Annotated in this window: 19 protein-coding genes; 8 read left to right on the top strand and 11 right to left on the bottom strand. The window is 75.6% G+C overall.

From position 1 onward, the window contains the following. Positions 1–212 precede the first annotated feature (212 nt). From KUM42_RS19645 to KUM42_RS19635, 3 genes are read left to right on the top strand one after another with little or no spacing between them, the layout of a single operon-like run. Entirely contained in the window at positions 213–761 is a 549-nt protein-coding gene (locus KUM42_RS19645) for a PadR family transcriptional regulator (protein WP_237494195.1), read from the top strand. Then, positions 758–1,432, top strand: coding sequence for an ABC transporter ATP-binding protein (locus KUM42_RS19640; protein ID WP_237494194.1), 675 nt, complete (start codon positions 758–760; stop codon positions 1,430–1,432). Before KUM42_RS19645 ends, KUM42_RS19640 begins: the two co-directional genes overlap by 4 nt. Beyond that, positions 1,429–2,793: a hypothetical protein gene (locus KUM42_RS19635; protein WP_237494193.1), complete on the top strand. Its 1,365-nt coding sequence runs from the start codon at positions 1,429–1,431 to the stop codon at positions 2,791–2,793. The genes KUM42_RS19640 and KUM42_RS19635 overlap by 4 nt, the downstream gene beginning before the upstream one ends. 418 nt (positions 2,794–3,211) lie before the next feature. On the opposite strand, the gene KUM42_RS19630 is transcribed toward KUM42_RS19635, so the two are convergent. Together KUM42_RS19630 and KUM42_RS19625 are read right to left on the bottom strand one after the other, a co-directional pair. Then, on the bottom strand, positions 3,212–3,514 hold the full coding sequence (locus tag KUM42_RS19630; protein ID WP_237494192.1) for an antibiotic biosynthesis monooxygenase: 303 nt from the start codon (positions 3,512–3,514) through the stop codon (positions 3,212–3,214). 69 nt (positions 3,515–3,583) lie between these two features. Beyond that, the gene (locus KUM42_RS19625) at positions 3,584–4,246 is read right to left on the bottom strand and encodes a TetR/AcrR family transcriptional regulator (RefSeq protein ID WP_237494191.1); all 663 of its coding nucleotides are present in this window, start codon (positions 4,244–4,246) and stop codon (positions 3,584–3,586) included. 125 nt (positions 4,247–4,371) lie between these two features. Between KUM42_RS19625 and KUM42_RS19620 the strand changes: the two genes are divergently transcribed. After that, on the top strand, positions 4,372–5,082 hold the full coding sequence (locus KUM42_RS19620; protein WP_237494190.1) for an SDR family oxidoreductase: 711 nt from the start codon (positions 4,372–4,374) through the stop codon (positions 5,080–5,082). Between the two features lie 27 nt (positions 5,083–5,109). On the opposite strand, the gene KUM42_RS19615 is transcribed toward KUM42_RS19620, so the two are convergent. Continuing rightward, positions 5,110–5,841 carry an SDR family oxidoreductase gene (locus tag KUM42_RS19615; RefSeq protein WP_237494189.1) on the bottom strand — a complete coding sequence of 244 codons (732 nt, stop codon included), beginning with the start codon at positions 5,839–5,841 and terminating at the stop codon, positions 5,110–5,112. A gap of 92 nt (positions 5,842–5,933) precedes the next feature. Here KUM42_RS19615 and KUM42_RS19610 point away from each other — a divergent pair, with 92 nt between their 5' ends. Beyond that, positions 5,934–6,773: a LysR family transcriptional regulator gene (locus tag KUM42_RS19610; RefSeq protein WP_237494188.1), complete on the top strand. Its 840-nt coding sequence runs from the start codon at positions 5,934–5,936 to the stop codon at positions 6,771–6,773. A 93-nt stretch (positions 6,774–6,866) separates the two neighbouring features. Then, positions 6,867–7,070 (top strand): hypothetical protein, encoded by a 204-nt coding sequence (locus tag KUM42_RS19605; protein WP_237494187.1) that lies wholly within the window; start codon positions 6,867–6,869, stop codon positions 7,068–7,070. Between the two features lie 59 nt (positions 7,071–7,129). Here KUM42_RS19605 and KUM42_RS19600 read toward each other — a convergent pair whose 3' ends face one another. Beyond that, complete coding sequence (locus KUM42_RS19600; RefSeq protein WP_237494186.1) at positions 7,130–8,341, bottom strand: MFS transporter; 1,212 nt, start codon at positions 8,339–8,341, stop codon at positions 7,130–7,132. Between the two features lie 44 nt (positions 8,342–8,385). Further along, positions 8,386–9,954 (bottom strand): Mur ligase family protein, encoded by a 1,569-nt coding sequence (locus KUM42_RS19595; protein ID WP_237494185.1) that lies wholly within the window; start codon positions 9,952–9,954, stop codon positions 8,386–8,388. A gap of 105 nt (positions 9,955–10,059) precedes the next feature. Between KUM42_RS19595 and KUM42_RS19590 the strand changes: the two genes are divergently transcribed. Next, positions 10,060–10,470: a hypothetical protein gene (locus KUM42_RS19590; RefSeq protein ID WP_237494184.1), complete on the top strand. Its 411-nt coding sequence runs from the start codon at positions 10,060–10,062 to the stop codon at positions 10,468–10,470. 1 nt (position 10,471) lies between these two features. On the opposite strand, the gene KUM42_RS19585 is transcribed toward KUM42_RS19590, so the two are convergent. Continuing rightward, positions 10,472–10,798 (bottom strand): YnfA family protein, encoded by a 327-nt coding sequence (locus KUM42_RS19585; RefSeq protein WP_237494183.1) that lies wholly within the window; start codon positions 10,796–10,798, stop codon positions 10,472–10,474. A 104-nt stretch (positions 10,799–10,902) separates the two neighbouring features. On the opposite strand from KUM42_RS19585, the gene KUM42_RS19580 reads away from it, so the two are divergent. Continuing rightward, positions 10,903–11,670, top strand: a complete 768-nt coding sequence (locus KUM42_RS19580) for a DUF998 domain-containing protein (protein ID WP_237494182.1) — start codon at positions 10,903–10,905, stop codon at positions 11,668–11,670. A gap of 87 nt (positions 11,671–11,757) precedes the next feature. On the opposite strand, the gene KUM42_RS19575 is transcribed toward KUM42_RS19580, so the two are convergent. Genes KUM42_RS19575 through arsM form a run of 5 tightly spaced genes read right to left on the bottom strand, consistent with a single transcriptional unit; the run spans position 11,758 to position 14,815 of the window. Then, positions 11,758–11,958, bottom strand: coding sequence for an LPXTG cell wall anchor domain-containing protein (locus tag KUM42_RS19575; protein WP_237494181.1), 201 nt, complete (start codon positions 11,956–11,958; stop codon positions 11,758–11,760). Between the two features lie 40 nt (positions 11,959–11,998). After that, positions 11,999–12,574 (bottom strand): GNAT family N-acetyltransferase, encoded by a 576-nt coding sequence (locus KUM42_RS19570; RefSeq protein ID WP_237494180.1) that lies wholly within the window; start codon positions 12,572–12,574, stop codon positions 11,999–12,001. Continuing rightward, positions 12,571–12,978, bottom strand: a complete 408-nt coding sequence (locus KUM42_RS19565) for an arsenate reductase ArsC (protein WP_255557523.1) — start codon at positions 12,976–12,978, stop codon at positions 12,571–12,573. The genes KUM42_RS19570 and KUM42_RS19565 overlap by 4 nt, the downstream gene beginning before the upstream one ends. Further along, positions 12,975–14,087, bottom strand: coding sequence for an ACR3 family arsenite efflux transporter (arsB, locus tag KUM42_RS19560; protein WP_304610720.1), 1,113 nt, complete (start codon positions 14,085–14,087; stop codon positions 12,975–12,977). The genes KUM42_RS19565 and arsB overlap by 4 nt, the downstream gene beginning before the upstream one ends. Continuing rightward, positions 14,084–14,815, bottom strand: a complete 732-nt coding sequence (arsM, locus tag KUM42_RS19555; protein ID WP_237494179.1) for an arsenite methyltransferase — start codon at positions 14,813–14,815, stop codon at positions 14,084–14,086. Before arsM ends, arsB begins: the two co-directional genes overlap by 4 nt. Positions 14,816–14,822: the final 7 nt, after the last annotated feature.

Raw genomic sequence — 14,822 nt, 5'->3', positions numbered from 1 at the left:
CCCAGTGTCCGCGGGACTTCCGGCCGAACGGCGAGAAGTCCGTGCGAGCGAGCCCCTGAGCACCCTGGCCTCTGAGGTCCCACATGAGATCGCCGACGCGATCGACACGGACATCGATGAGCAGCGACCCCGAGCACGTCACGACGACGAGATGTCCGCACATCGGCGCGCCACTATTCACTCAGTGCCTACACCCGGTGTAGACACTGCGCATGTCGTTGACCGAGCTCCACCTGGCCCTGCTCGCGGGTGCACCGCGGCACGGCTACGACATCAAGCAGGAGCACGACTCCTGGTTCCCCGACACCCGCCCCCTCCCCTACGGCCAGGTGTACGCGACGTTGGCCCGGCTGCAGCGCGATGGGCTGGCCGAGGTCGTGGAGACCCGGGTGGACGGGGGGCCCGAGCGGACGGTGTACGCGCTGACCGCCGAGGGGTCGGAGCGGCTGCGCGCCTGGCTGGCCGAGCCCGCCGCACCGACCGGGGCCGGCGCCGAGGAGATCGTCCGCAAGACCGTGTCGGCGCTGCACACCGGCATCGACGTCTCCGGGTTCGTGGCCCGCCAGCGCGCGGCGCACCTGCGCCGGATCCGCGACCTGCAGTCCACCCCGCCCGGCGCCGGCCCGGCCGAACGGCTGGTCCGGGAGCACCTGATCGCCCACCTGGACGCCGACCTGCGGTGGCTCGAGCTGGCCGCCGAGCTGTTGCCGTCCCCTGATGACCAGCCGACCGTTCGTCCCGAGGAGAGGAAGCCCGCATGAGCACGGTGCAGCTGTCCGGTGTCAGTCACGCCTACGGCAGGACGCAGGCCCTCAGCGACGTGTCGCTGACCGTCGAACCCGGCGAGGTCGTCGCGATCACCGGACCCAGCGGGTGCGGGAAGTCGACCCTGCTCCTGCTCGCCGCCGGGGTCCTGCGGGCTCAGTCCGGACGCGTCCTGGTCGCCGGCACCGAGCTGTCCGGTGCCGACGACGCCGCCCGCGCCCGGTTCCGGCGCCGGTCGATCGGCCTGGTCCTGCAGTTCGGGCAGCTGGTGCCCGACCTGTCGGTGCGGGACAACGTCGCACTGCCCCTCCTGCTGGAGGGCCACCGGCCGGCCGACGCCCGGGCGGCCGCCGACGGCTGGCTGGCCCGCGTCGGGCTGGACGTCGAACCGGACACGGCGCCCACCGACCTCTCCGGTGGGCAGGCCCAGCTGGCCGCCGCGGCCCGCGCCCTGGTGACCGGCCCGCGACTGCTGCTGGCGGACGAGCCGACCGCGAGCCTGGACACCACCAGCGGCCGGGCACTGCTGGACCTGCTGGTCGACACCACGGTGCAGGCCGGCGGCTCGGTCGTCCTGGTCAGCCACGACAACGCCGTCGCCGCCCGCGCCGACCGCGAGATCCGGCTGCGCCGCGGCGTCATCGCCCACCAGGTGGCGCTGTCATGAGCCCGGCCACCGTCCTCCTGCTCGCAGCGCCCGGCGTGCGGGCCTCCCGCACCCGAGCCGCGCTCGTCGCCGGCGGCACTGCGGCCGCCGGCGGGCTGGTCCTGGTCACCCTGGCGCTGTTCCGGGTGCCGGCGACCGCGCTCCCGCCCCGCGACAGCGCCGACCCGACCATCACCCTGAGCTTCGATCCCCGGTACTCCAACATCGTGACCAGCGCCGAGACCCGGATCGGCGTGGCCACCGCGGTCCTCTTGGTCGCCGGTACCGCCCTGGTCCTCGCCTGGCAGGCCGTCTCCTCCGGCAGCGCCCGCCGGGACCGCCGCAACTCCGCGCTGGTCACGGCCGGCGCCACGCCCGGTGACCTGCGGCGGCTGGGGGCGGTCGAGACCGCCGTCGCAGGCGCGGTGGGCGGGCTGCTCGCCGGCCCGGCGTACCTGCTGCTCTGGTTCCTGCTCGGCCCTGCCCAGCCGGCCCGGAGCCGACTGCTCCCCGACCTGGCAGCGGCTGACCTCGCGGCGTGGGCGTGCCTGGTGCCCGCGGCCGCAGCACTGGCCGCTCTGGCCGGCGCCCGCTCGGGCACCGGCGAGCCCCGTCGCCCACTCAGCCGCTGGGTGTGGCTGGTACTGGCCGTCATCGCCCTGGGCGCGATGATCGCCCTCCCGCAGCTGGACCAGATCAGCGACCGCCAGCTCCAGGTCGCCCTCATGTCGGCCGCGGTGACGGTGCTGCTGCTGACCGCGCTGGCCGGCGGGAGCCCCTGGGCCCGGAGCAAGGCCGCCAGGATGGCCCGGCGCGACAGCACCACCGCGATCCTCGCCGCCGGCGGGCTGCGTGCCCTCGCCGGACCGGCGGGACGGGCCGCCGTCGTCCTGCTGGGCGCAGGACTGACCACCGGGGTCGCGGCCGACATCCTGGGGCACACCCTCCGCCAGGCCACCAGTGTCCGCACCGCCGACCACCTCCCCGGGGTCGTGCTGGCCTGCGTCGCCGCCGGGCTGGCGGCACTGGCCGGGCTGGCGACCATCACCCTGGCTGCCGTCGACGACCTGCTCACCAACCGCCGGCGGCTGGCCGCCATGGCCGCCATCGGCGCCGACCTGTCCGTGCTGCAGGCACTGCAGCGGCGGCGGCTGCGGGCAGCGACGATCGCACCCCTGGCCACCGGGCTGCTGGTCGGTGGCCTCGGCTACGGCGCCCTCGGGGCCGCCGGGGACCCGGCATCGAGCACCGACCCGTGGCCGCTGCTCGTCGTCGGCCCTGTCGCGCTCGGTCTGCTCCTGCTGGCCAACGCCGCGATCGTGCGGCTGCTGGGCGGCCGCACACGCCAGGCCATCGACCCCGCCAACCTCCGCGTCGCATGAGCACCCACGAGCCGGCCAGCATCATCGCCGCCAGACAGCTGGCCGGGGACGCCCACGCCCGACGGCACCGCACCGAAGCCGGCACCCGGGCCGTCCTCGCCTCGGCCCGTCGGCGCCAGGCGGAGATCACCGAGCGGCGGACGGCGGCGCGGGAGCCCACGGATCCGGGCGCGACTCCTGCCACGGGGTGACCATGTCGACGTCCCGGGCGGCGCGCGCCGGCGCCACGCGTCGTAGATGGAGACGCCGGTGGTCTGCCCGCAGTCGGCTGCGGGCAGCGCCGCCGTCCCCCAGGACCCGGTGCACCCGCTGCGACCCGGCCGCCGCCGCACTCCCGCCCAGATCCGGCGCGGGCCAGGAGGACGACCTGTCAGCGGCGAGCCGGACACGAGGGCGCCGAGCACCTCACCCGCGGCGGTCACGAGTCGGCGGGCTCGGCCAGCAGGTCGCTGACCAGCTCCAGCGTCAGCTCGGGGAACCGCTCGGCCACCGACTCCGCCATCAACCGCTCACCCTCGGGCTCGTCGAACGCGCAGCGCTCCCGCGTCGCCGCGTCGGGCCAGCGTGCGTAGGCGACCCACGTGCCGTCGGCCGCCCGGTGCAGCCGGGACCCGTAGCTACTACATCCGGCGTGGATCGCCCGGGTCACCCGCTCCCAGCCGTCCTGGAACTGCTGCTCGCGCCCCGGCCGGAGCCGCCACCGGTAGACCACCGCGAACACGTGTCCTCCTCCTCCGACGGCGCCACCCGCGTCGCCAAGGAGACCCTCACACGCCGGACGGGTCCGGGGTCAGGCCCGGCGGGCGCAGGCCGGCAGCAGCACCTGGTCGACGGCCGCCTCGAAGGACGCCCGGCTCGGAGGTGGGTCGGTGAACATCAGCCAGTGCGTGGCCAGCGCGGGGACGACCTCGGCCAGCACCTCGAGGCCGGGTCCGGGCGAGATCTCACCGCGCTGGGCAGCCCGTTCCAGCAGTGCCCGGTAGGCGTCGGTGTACGGCTGGACGACCTGCTGCCGGAGGGCATCGGCCAACCGGGGTGAGTGCAGCGCGGCCGAGGTCAACCCCCGCATGCCCCGCAGCCGGCTGACCGGCCCACCCAGCCAGGCGGAGTCGATGAGGGCGAGCAGGTCCGCACGCAGGTCGCCGGTGTCGGGCAGGTCGTCCCGCCCAGGACTGCGGCCGACGTCGGCGACGACCGCCAGGACGAGGGACTCCTTGGTCGGCCACCGGCGGTACAGCGTGGCCTTGCCGGCTCCCGCCCGGGCGGCCACCGCGCTGATGGTCATGTCCTCGTAGCCGGTCTCCGCCAGCACGTCGTAGGCCGCGCCCAGGATGACCGCGTCGAGCGAGGCGTCGCGCCGGCGTCCTCCGGCTCCCCGCTGCCGGCCGCTGACCACATCGGCGTCCGGCGCTCCACCACCGCTGTCAACGTCCTGCTGCGGTGCCCTGGTCACGGGAGGACGGTACCGGACCCCGACCGACATACGGACTCACCGTCTCCGATACGGTCGGTCTCCGTTGGCGTCGCGCCATCAGTCGGCCGAACACGGAGGCAGCAGTGCAGATCGATGGAGCAGTCATGGTGGTCACGGGTGCCTCGTCCGGCATCGGGGCGGCCACCGCACGGGCCGCGGCCGCCGCAGGAGCGCGGGTCGTGCTGGCCGCCCGGCGCGAGGACCGGCTCGCGGCGCTGGCGGCGGAGCTGAGCGGCACAGGGGCCGAGGTGCTCGCCGTCCGCTGCGACGTGACCGAGCCCGACCAGGTCGCCGCCGCACTGGGGACGGCGGTGGCCACCTTCGGCCGGGTCGACGTCGTGGTCAACAACGCCGGCCAGGGGCTGCAGGGCACCGTGACCGACGTCGACCTCGACGACGTCCGGGCGGTCCTGGAGCTCAACGTCCTGGGCCCGCTCGTGGTCATGCAGGCGGCGGTGCCGCTGATGCGCGCCGGCGGCGGGGGCAGCATCGTCAACATCAGCTCCGGGACGACGCTGGCCGCCGCCCCCGGGACCGGCCCGTACGCCGCGTCCAAGAGCGCGCTGGAGAAGCTCTCCGCCGTCGCCCGCGAGGAACTGGCGCCCGAGGGCATCACCGTGTCCTGCCTGCTGCCCTTCGCCACCTCCACCGAGTTCATGACCTCGATCCGGGCCGGGCGGGAGGCGGCCGAGGAGATGACCGCGGGGGCCACGTTCGACCCGCCGGAGCGGGTGGCCGAGGCGGTCCTGGACCTCGTCCGCACCGGCGCCGCGCAGGTCGACCTGGTGCCGCGGGCCTACGGCGGCAGCGCCTAGCGGGTCCCGCGCCACCGCCCGGCGGGGTCACCAGGGCACGGTGCCGGCGTCCTCGAAGAAGCCACCGGTCGGGCCGCCGTCGGGCAGGGTGGCCAGCCGGACGGCGGTCGCCGCGCCCTGGGCGGGGGTGCGCACGCCGCGGAAGCCGTTGAGGTCGGTGGCCACGAAGCCGGGACACGCCATGTTGACCAGGACGCCCGTGCCGGCCAGCTCCTGGACGTACTGCAGGGTCACCGCGTTGAGGAACGTCTTCGACGGTGCATAGGCGACCGCGACCGGGCCGGTGGTCGTCTCGCTGCCGGGCCCGGCCTGCCGGGTCAGCGAGCCCACGCTGCTGGACATGTTCACGATCCGCGGCGACGCCGAGCGGCGCAGCAGCGGCAGCATGGCGTTGGTGACCCGCACGACGCCGATCACGTTGGTCTCCACCACGGTTTGGATGACCTCCGGGTCGACGGTGCTCGGCTGCTGCGGGTGGCCACCGGTGATGCCGGCGTTGTTGACCAGGGCGTCGAGGTGCCCGGCTCGCCCCTCGACCAGCGCGGCGGCGGCGGTGACGCTGGCGTCGTCGGTCACGTCCAGCGGGACGCCGAACGCGTCGACCCCGGCGTCGCGCAGCCGGTCCACCGCGGCCTGGCGCCGGGCGTCGTCCCGCGCCCCGACCCCGACGCTGTAGCCGAGAGCCCCCAGCCCCGCGGCGATCTCATAGCCGATGCCCTTGTTCGCCCCGGTGACCAGGGCGGTCCTCGTGTCCGTCATGTCCTCAGCCTGCAAGCCGGGTCCGGTGGCCGTCCAACACCGTCTCGGTCGCCTCCGATACCGTAGGGGTATCGCTGCACTAGGCTGGACCTGTGGAGACCCGCGAGCTGCGGTACTTCGTCGCCGTCGCCGAGGAGCTGCACTTCGGCCGGGCGGCGCAGCGCCTGGGCATGGCCCAGCCGCCGTTGTCCCGCGCCATCAGCCAGCTCGAGCGCCGGCTGGGCGTCGTCCTGCTGGAGCGCACCCACCGGTCGGTGAGCCTCACGGAGGCCGGCGCGGTGCTGTTGCACGAGGGGCGGACTGCGCTGGACGCCGTGGAGGCCGCCGAGCAGCGCGTCCGCCGGGTGGCCGAGGGCCGGGCCGGCATCGTGCTGGCCACCAAGGCCGGGGCCTCCAGCGAGCTGCTGGCCAAGCTGCTGCACGCGTACTCGGCCGAGCCCGGGGCGGTGCAGGTCGAGGTGCTGCTGTGCGGGCCCGGCGAGCAGGTCGGGTTGCTGCGCACGGGCCGCGCCGACGTGGCCGTGCTGCACCACCCCTTCGACGACACGGCGGGCCTGGACGTCGAGGAGCTGCACACCGAGGGCCAGGTCGCGGTCCTGCCGGCCGGTCACCCGCTCACCGTGCGCACCGACCTGCGGCTCGGCGACCTGGCCGACGTCCCGGAGCTGCCACTGCCCCGCTGGCCCGGCCCGGACGGCACCGTCCCGCCCGGGGCGGGGCCGGAGGTGCAGAGCCACGCCCAGCTGCTCCAGCTCATCTCGCTGGGCCGCACGCTGATGCTCGCGCCCGACTCCTTCCGATCGCAGCTGCGCGACGACCTGGTCGCCGTGCCGGTCGTCGACGCGCCGCAGGTCACCACGGTCATCGCCTGGCCACCGCACAGCCGGTCCCGCGCCGTCGCCGACCTGGTCCGGGTCGCGCTGCGGCTCTGACCCCGGCGTCCCGGTTTGCCCGCACCCCGTCCCGGGATACGGAGGGGAGGACGCCGTCCGGGAGCAGCCCGGACAGCGAGAGCGGAGGCAGAGATGACCAGCCCGCACGACGAGCCCACGCTCGACGACGTGATCGACCCGACCGAGCCGGCCCCCGCGGACCGCACCCAGCACGCCAAGGACCCGCACGTCTCCGACGAGGTCCTCGAGCACCGCACCGAGCTCGAGCGCCAGGCCGTCGGCTCCGACGACGCGGACCCCGCCGGCGCCTACGAGCACGACGCGACCGAGGCCTGACCCCTCGGCCCGCCCGACGGGGCGGCGTCCCGGCACCCCCGGGACGCCGCCCCGTCGCGTCAGGGGGTCAGTGCGCGGGTGCGACCGAGCAGCACGGTGAGCACGAACGCCCCGGCGGTGCACCCGCCGGCGAGCAGGACGACGCCGCTCCAGCCGGCGCCCTGCCAGGCCCGGCCGGCGAGCGTGCCGGCCACCGAGGAGCCGACGTAGTACCAGAACGAGTAGAGCGACGCGGCCTGCCCCACGGCCCGCCCGCCCAGCTGGGCCCGGACCGCCACCCACCCGCTGGCCACCCCGTGCGCGGCGAAGAAGCCCACGGTGAGCACGCAGAGCCCGAGGACCACGCACCACAGCGGCGAGGCGACGGTGAGCCCGACCCCGCCGCCCATCACCACGACGGCACCGGGCACCACCACCCGGCGGCCGTACCGGTCGGCGAGCGCCCCGGCGGTCGGTGAGCTGGCCGACCCGAGCAGGTAGGCGAGGAAGACCAGCCCGGCCAGCGCGGGGGTGAGCAGATAGGGCGCGGCCTCGAGCCGGAAGGTCACGGCGTTGTAGACCGCCACGAACCCGCCCATCAGCAGCGCGGCGGTGCCGTACAGCGCCAGCAGCGCCGGGTCGGTGAACGCCCGGGCCAGCTGGCGCAGCAGCCGGCCCTCTCCGACCACCCGGACGAAGCGCCGGGAACCGGGCAGCAGCAGCCGCACGGCGACCGCGCAGGCCACCGCGACCACCGCGGTCCCGCTCAGCGCCGTCCGCCAGCCGCCGAGCTCGGTGAGGAACCCGGTGATCAGCCGGCCCGACAGCCCGCCGATGGCCGTCCCGCTGACGTAGAGCCCGATCGCCCGCGAGCTGACGCCGGGGTGCAGCTCCTCGCGCAGGTAGGCCACTGCCACCGCCGGCAGCCCGGCCAGCGCGAAGCCCTGCAGTCCGCGCAGCACCAGCAGCACCGGCCAGGCCGGGGCTACGGCGATCAGCACCCCGAGCACGGCGTTGGCGGCCAGGCTGGCGTGCAGGATGCCGGTGCGGCCGCGGCGGTCGGACAGCGGCCCGAGCACCAGCAGCCCGACTGCCAGCGCGGCCGTGCTCACCGAGATGGCCAACGTCGAGGCGGCCGGGGTGACGCCGAAGGAGCGCGTCAGCTCCGGGAGCAGCGCCTGCGGCGCGTACAGGCTGGAGAACACCGCCACGCCGGCGAGGAACACCGCCACCGCGGCACGCCGGAACCCGGGCTCCCCGGTGCGGTGCCCGGCCCACTCCCCCGTGCTCATCGCGGGCCAGCTTGCCCCGCGGCCCCGGGGTGACGGCGGCGGGGTCAGGAGGCGCGGTCGGCCAGGAGCTCGACGACGGCCTCCTCGTCCAGCGCGGCGACGACGTTGGGCTCGCGGTCCCGGGCGGGCAGCGACCCGAGCGCCTCGCGGGCGACGTCGGCGTCGTCGAAGGCCACCGGGGGGCCGTCGTCGGTCATCGTCGTCTCGTGGCCGCGGCCCACGACGAGCACCACATCGGCGTCGCTCCCGGCCTGCACCGCGGCGGTGATCGCCGTCCGGCGGTCCAGCACGGTGCGCACCTCGGCGGTGCCGCCGAGCAGCCCGACCCGCAGCTCCTCCACGATCGCCTCGGGCCGCTCGCCGTGGCTGCCCTCGTTGGTCAGCCACACGACGTCCGCGGCGCGGGCGGAGACGCCGAGCCCCTGGCGCTTGTAGCGGTCGCGACGGCCGCGTGCGCCGAGCACCAGGTGCACCCGGCCACCGTCGCCGGTCAGCTCGCGGGCGGTCTGCAGCGCCGCGGCCAGCGCGCGCGGGGTGTGCGCGTAGTCGACGACGACCAGGGGCCCGGTGTCCCCGCGCAGCAGCGTGTTGCGCCCGGCCGGCGGCGCGGTGGTGGCCAGGCCCGCCGCGACGGTCGGCGCCGGGATGCCCAGCGACCGGCCGGTGGCCCAGGCGGCCGCGAGGTTGCCCACGTGCACCCGCCCGACCAGCGGCGAGGACAGCCAGTGCCGCCCGTCGCCGTCCTCGACGACCAGGCTGGTGCCCCCGGCACCGGTGCTCCAGCTGAGCACCCGCACGTCGGCGTCCGGGTCGTCGGTGGCCGACACCCGGGTCACCGGCACGCGGGCCTGGTCGGCGAGGCGCCGTCCCCACGGCTCGTCGACGACGACCACCGCGCTGTCGGTGCGCTCGGGGCTGAAGAGGCGGGCCTTGCTGGCCCAGTACTGCTCGAGGGTGCCGTGGTGGTCGAGGTGGTCCTCCTCGAAGCCGGTGAACACCGCGACGGCCACGTGCACGCCGTCGACCCGGCCCACGTCCAGGGCGATGGAGGAGGCCTCGAGCACCGCGCTGGTGGCGCCGGCGTCGAGCATCCAGGCCAGCAGGCCGTGCAGCTCGGGGGCCTCGGGCGTGGTGAGCCGGGTGCCGCGTTGCTGGTCACCGACCCGGGCGCCCAGCGTGGTGACCACCCCCGCGCACTCCCCCGCCGCCTGCAGCACCCCGCGCACCAGCGTGCTCGTCGTCGTCTTGCCGTTGCTGCCGGTGACCCCGACCAGCCGCAGCCGCTCGGCCGGGTCGCCGGCCAGCAGCGCGCCGAGCGGGCCGAGCTGGGCGCGCACCGAGGGCACCAGCAGCTGCGGGACGTCGACGTCGACCGGCCGGTCGACCAGCAGGGCCGCGGCGCCGGCGGCCACCGCACCCGCCGCGAAGCGGTGGCCGTCGCTGCGCCCGCCGCGCACGCAGGCGAACAGGCAGCCCGGCGTCACCGCGCGGGAGTCGGTGACCAGCCCGTGCAGCACCAGCCCGTCGACGGGACCGGACGTCGCCACCGGACCGGTCGCGACGTCGCGCGCCCGGCGTTCGACGGCTGACCAGGGGATCCCGGGGAGCGGCACACAGATGACGCTAGGGGGAACGGGCGGGTTCAGCAGCACGAGACCGGGCGGTGCACCACCGGAACCGCCCGCTCGGGTGATGCCGGCGGCTGGTTGGCTGGCGGCATGGGCCGACTCACCGCCGACGACGTGGCCTGCTGGGTGATCAAGAGCACCCGGCTCCCCGACGCCGTCCTGCCCGGCTGGCTGCCCGGGGCCAGCGCCGAGATCGACCGCTGTCTGCGGCCCTCCTACCGGCTGGGGCTGGTGCGGGCCGGGCAGCCGGTGCTGCTGTGGGTCAGCGGTCGGGATCGCCCCGGCGTGCACGCCCTGGGCGTGGTGACCGGCCCGGTGCGTGACACCCACGACGGGCCGGCGGTGCCGGTGCAGCTGACCCGGCTGGCCGAGCCGGTCGACCGGGCCGAGCTGCTGGCCGACCCGGCCGTGCGGGACGCCGAGGTGCTGCGGATGCCCGCCGGCAGCAACCCGTCCTGGCTGTCGGCCGGGCAGTACGCCGCGGTGCTGGCGCTGACCTGAGTCAGCTGCCGCGCGGCGCGTACATGATCACCGAGACGCCGACCAGGCAGACCGCCGCGCCCAGGAGGTCCCAGCGGTCGGGGCGGAAGCCGTCGGCGACCACCGCCCACAGCAGCGACCCGGCGACGAACACCCCGCCGTAGGCGGCCAGCACCCGGCCGAAGGCGGCGTCGGGCTGCAGGGTGGTGACCACGCCGTAGAGCGCCAGGGCCACCATGCCCAGCCCCACCCACAGCCAGCCGCGGTGCTCGCGCAGCCCCTGCCAGACCAGCCAGGCCCCGCCGATCTCCAGCAGCGCGGCGAGCCCGAACACGGCGAGGGAGCGCATGGTCACACCCCCACTCTGCCGCCCCGGCCCCCGCGGCCCTGCCGGGGCTGGGACCATCAGACCTCGTGACGGACAGCCGGTACCGCCTGGGCGGACTCGCATGGGTGCTGACTCTGCAGTTCTTCGTCGTGGAGGCGATCGCGGCCTCCCGGTTCGGGGGCTACTCCTACGCCGAGGACACGATCAGCGACCTGGGGACGGCGGTGTCCCCGGCCCGGCTGCTGATGAACGGCTCGTTCATCGTCCAGGGCGTGCTCATCGCCGCCGGCGCCCTGCTGCTCGGTCCCGGACTGGCCGGCACGGGCGGGCGGCTGACCCGGCTGCTGCTGACCCTCTCGGGCATCGGCGTGCTGCTGGTCGGGATCTTCCCCTCCGACGGCGACGGCGGCGTGCACGCGGTCGCCGCCGGGGTGCACCTGCTGGGTGGCGCGATCGGGCTGACCGCACTGGCCTACGGCGTGCGGCCCCGCTCCGAGGGCCTGGGCACCACGCTGGCCGCGCTCGGCCTGCTCGGCATCATCGCGACGATCTTCTTCGGCGCGGCCGTGTTCCTCTTCCTCGGCGAGGGCGGCACCGAGCGGGTCGCCGCCTACGTCCTGCCGATCGGGCTGGCCGCGGCCGGCATCGCGCTGTGGCGGCAGAAGGACGACTGGCTGGCGCTCACCAACGCCGACGGGACGCCGAGCCGGCGCCAGCTGCGCGAGGACGCCCGGCTGCAGCGCGCCCAGCAGGCCGCCGCCCGGGACGCCGCGCTGGAGGCCGCCGCCCGCGGGGCCGCCACCCCCGCGCCCCGCCCGGCCGCGCCCGCACCAGCCGACGTGCAGGACGACGACTTCGACCCCGACGACCCCTGGGCCCCCCGCCGCCGCTGACCCGCTCCCGTCGAGAGTGCGGTCAGCGGGCGCCCGCTCAGCGCACTCCCGACGCCGGCCAGCACGTCGGTCGGGACGAGAGTGCGGTCAGCGGGCGTCCTCCGCGGGTCGGCGCCCGCTGGGCGCACTCTCGCGGCGCCGAGGGCGCGCCCTGCGTTGGCGCCTGACGCTGATCACCCCGCCGGCCAGCGACAGCAGCACGGTGACGGCGAAGCCCAGCCCTGCCCACGGGGTGCTGTCGCCACCGGTCGAGGAGAAGCCACCGACGACGGCCACGACGTCCACCACGACAGCTCTCCGCTCATCCGGGCCGTGCACTGCCGCGCCATCATCGCGCGTCCGGGGTCCGGGCGCGCCAGGCCTCACGGGTGAGCGCGTACTCGACCTCACCGTGCTCGGCCCCGGGCAGCGGCGTCTCCCACTCCAGGTGGAACGTGCGGACGTGCTCCAGGCCGGCTGCGGCCATCACCGCACGCGACCCGGCGTTGACCGCCATCGTCTCGGCGAACACCCGGCGCAGACCGAGGTCGGCGAAGGCGTGCCGCACCAGCTCGCGCGCGCCCTCGGTGGCCAGCCCGCGCCGCCACCAGCGCGGCAGCAGCCGGTAGCCCAGCTCGGCCTGCCCCTCGGCCGCCCCCTGGTCGGGGCGCTCGGGCACGTCGAGCAGCCACCAGCCGACCGGGTCGCCGTCCACCGAGCCCACCCAGAACCCCAGCCCGGGCGCCCGGTCGGCCACCGCCAGCCGTTGCGGGTGGCGGGCCAGCACCTCGTCGCGGGTGCGCGGCCGGACCTCCAGGTACCGCATCACCTGCGGGTCGCCGTCCAGCTCCACCTCGAGCTCGACATGGGCGTCCGACAGCGGCTCGAGCAGCAGCCGGTCGGTGCGCAGGACGGCCTGGGTCACCGGGCGGCGACGTCCAGCTCGGCGAGCAGGCCGCGGATGCGGACCTCGATCTCGTCGCGGATCGGTCGCACCGCCTCGACGCCCTTGCCGGCCGGGTCGGTGAGCGCCCAGTCCAGGTACTGCTTGCCGGGGAAGACCGGGCAGGCGTCGCCGCAGCCCATGGTGATCACCACGTCGGAGGCCTCGACGGCGTCGGTGGTGAGCACCTTCGGCCGCTGGTCGGAGATGTCGATGCCGACCTCGGCCATCGCCGCGACCGCGGCCGGGTTGACCTGGTCACCGGGCACGGAACCGGCGGAGCGGACCTCGACGGCGTCGCCGGCCAGGTGCCGCAGCCAGCCGGCGGCCATCTGGGAGCGGCCGGCGTTGTGCACGCAGACGAACAGGACGCTGGGGGTGCTCACGGGATCCTCCTGAGGGGGACGGTGGGGTCGTCGGACAGCCAGCGGCGGCCGGCCCACAGCGAGACGTACACCAGCGCGACGAGCACCGGCACCTCGATCAGCGGCTCGACCACGCCGGCCAGCGCCTGCCCGGAGGTGACGCCGAACGTGCCGATGGCCACCGCGATGGCCAGCTCGAAGTTGTTGCCGGTGGCGGTGAAGGCCAGGGTCGCGGTCTTCGCGTACCCGAGCCGCAGCCGCAGGCCGAGGGCGAACGAGCCGCTGAACATGAGCGCGAAGTAGGCCAGCAGCGGCAGCGCGATGCGGACGACGTCCCAGGGTGCTGCGGTGATCGCCTCGCCCTGCAGCGCGAACAGCATGACGATGGTGAACAGCAGACCGTAGAGCGCGACCGGGCCGATCCGCGGCAGGAACCGGCTCTCGTACCAGGTGCGGCCGCGGGTCCGTTCCCCGATCGTGCGGGTGAGGAACCCGGCGGCCAGCGGGACGCCCAGGAAGACGAGCACGCTGACCACGATGGCGCCGACGCTGAACTCCGCCGAGGTGGTCGACAGGCCCAGCCAGCCGGGCAGCACCTGCAGGTAGAACCAGCCCAGCGCGGCGAAGGCGACGATCTGGAACACCGAGTTGATCGCCACCAGCACCGCGGCGGCCTCGCGGTCACCGCAGGAGAGGTCGTTCCAGATCAGCACCATCGCGATGCACCGGGCCAGGCCGACGATCACCAGGCCGGTGCGGTACTCGGGCAGGTCGGGCAGCAGCAGCCAGGCCAGGGCGAACATCAGCGCCGGGCCGACCAGCCAGTTGAGCACCAGCGAGGCGCCCAGCATCCGGCGGTCACCGGTCACCCGGTCCAGCTCGGAGTACCGGACCTTGGCCAGCACCGGGTACATCATCAGCAGCAGCCCGACCGCGATCGGCAGGCTGACCTCCCCCACCCGGACGGAGTCCAGGGCGTCGTCCAGGCCGGGGACGCTGCGGCCCAGCAGCAGCCCGGCGGCCATCGCGGCGAGGATCCACACCGGCAGGAACCGGTCCAGCCGCGAGAGCCGGGCCAGGACCGGGGCGTCGGGGGCGGGGCGGGCGAGGTCGCCGACGACGTCGCTCACGCGGGCTTGACCGCGCGCACGACCGCGCCGTGCATCCCGTCGGCGACCGGGTGCGTGAGCACGACCTCCGGGTCGGTGAAGCCCGCGGCCAGCAAGCCAGCGGTGTACTCGCTGATCGACAGCGCGCCGGCGATGCAGCCGACGTGACTGCCGCGGGCGGCCCGCTCCGCCGGGGTGAGGGAGTCCTCGGCGACGACGTCGGAGACGCCGAACCGGCCGCCGGGCGTCAGCACCCGGAACGCCTCGGCGAGGACGGCGGCCTTGTCGGTGGACAGGTTGACCACGCAGTTGCTGATGACGACGTCGACGCTGGCGTCGGGGAAGGGCAGCGCCTCGATCTCCCCGCGGCGGAACTCCACGTTGGTGACACCGGCCTGCTCGGCGCTGCGCCGGGCCAGGGCGAGCATCTCCTCGGTCATGTCCACCCCGTACGCGAAGCCGGTCGACCCCACCCGGCGGGCGGACAGCAGCACGTCGATGCCGCCGCCGGAACCGAGGTCCAACACCCGCTCCCCCGGCCGGAGGTCGGCGACCACCATCGGGTTGCCGCAGCCCAGGCTGGCCGCCAGCGCCTCCGCGGGCAGCCCCTCGGTCTCGCCGTCGGCGTACAACCCGGCACCGAAGCGCTCGTCGACCTCGACCGGCTGCGGACCACAGCACCCGGCGTCGGTGACCTCCCGGGCCAGCGCGGCGTAGCGGTCGCGCACCTGCTCGCGGAGCTCGCTCATGGTGTCC

Origin of the sequence: Modestobacter sp. L9-4 (assembly GCF_019112525.1) — a bacterium.
Lineage (GTDB): Bacteria > Actinomycetota > Actinomycetes > Mycobacteriales > Geodermatophilaceae > Modestobacter.
Note: the sequence above shows the minus strand (reverse complement) of the source record. Positions and strands in the feature narration are given on the sequence as shown.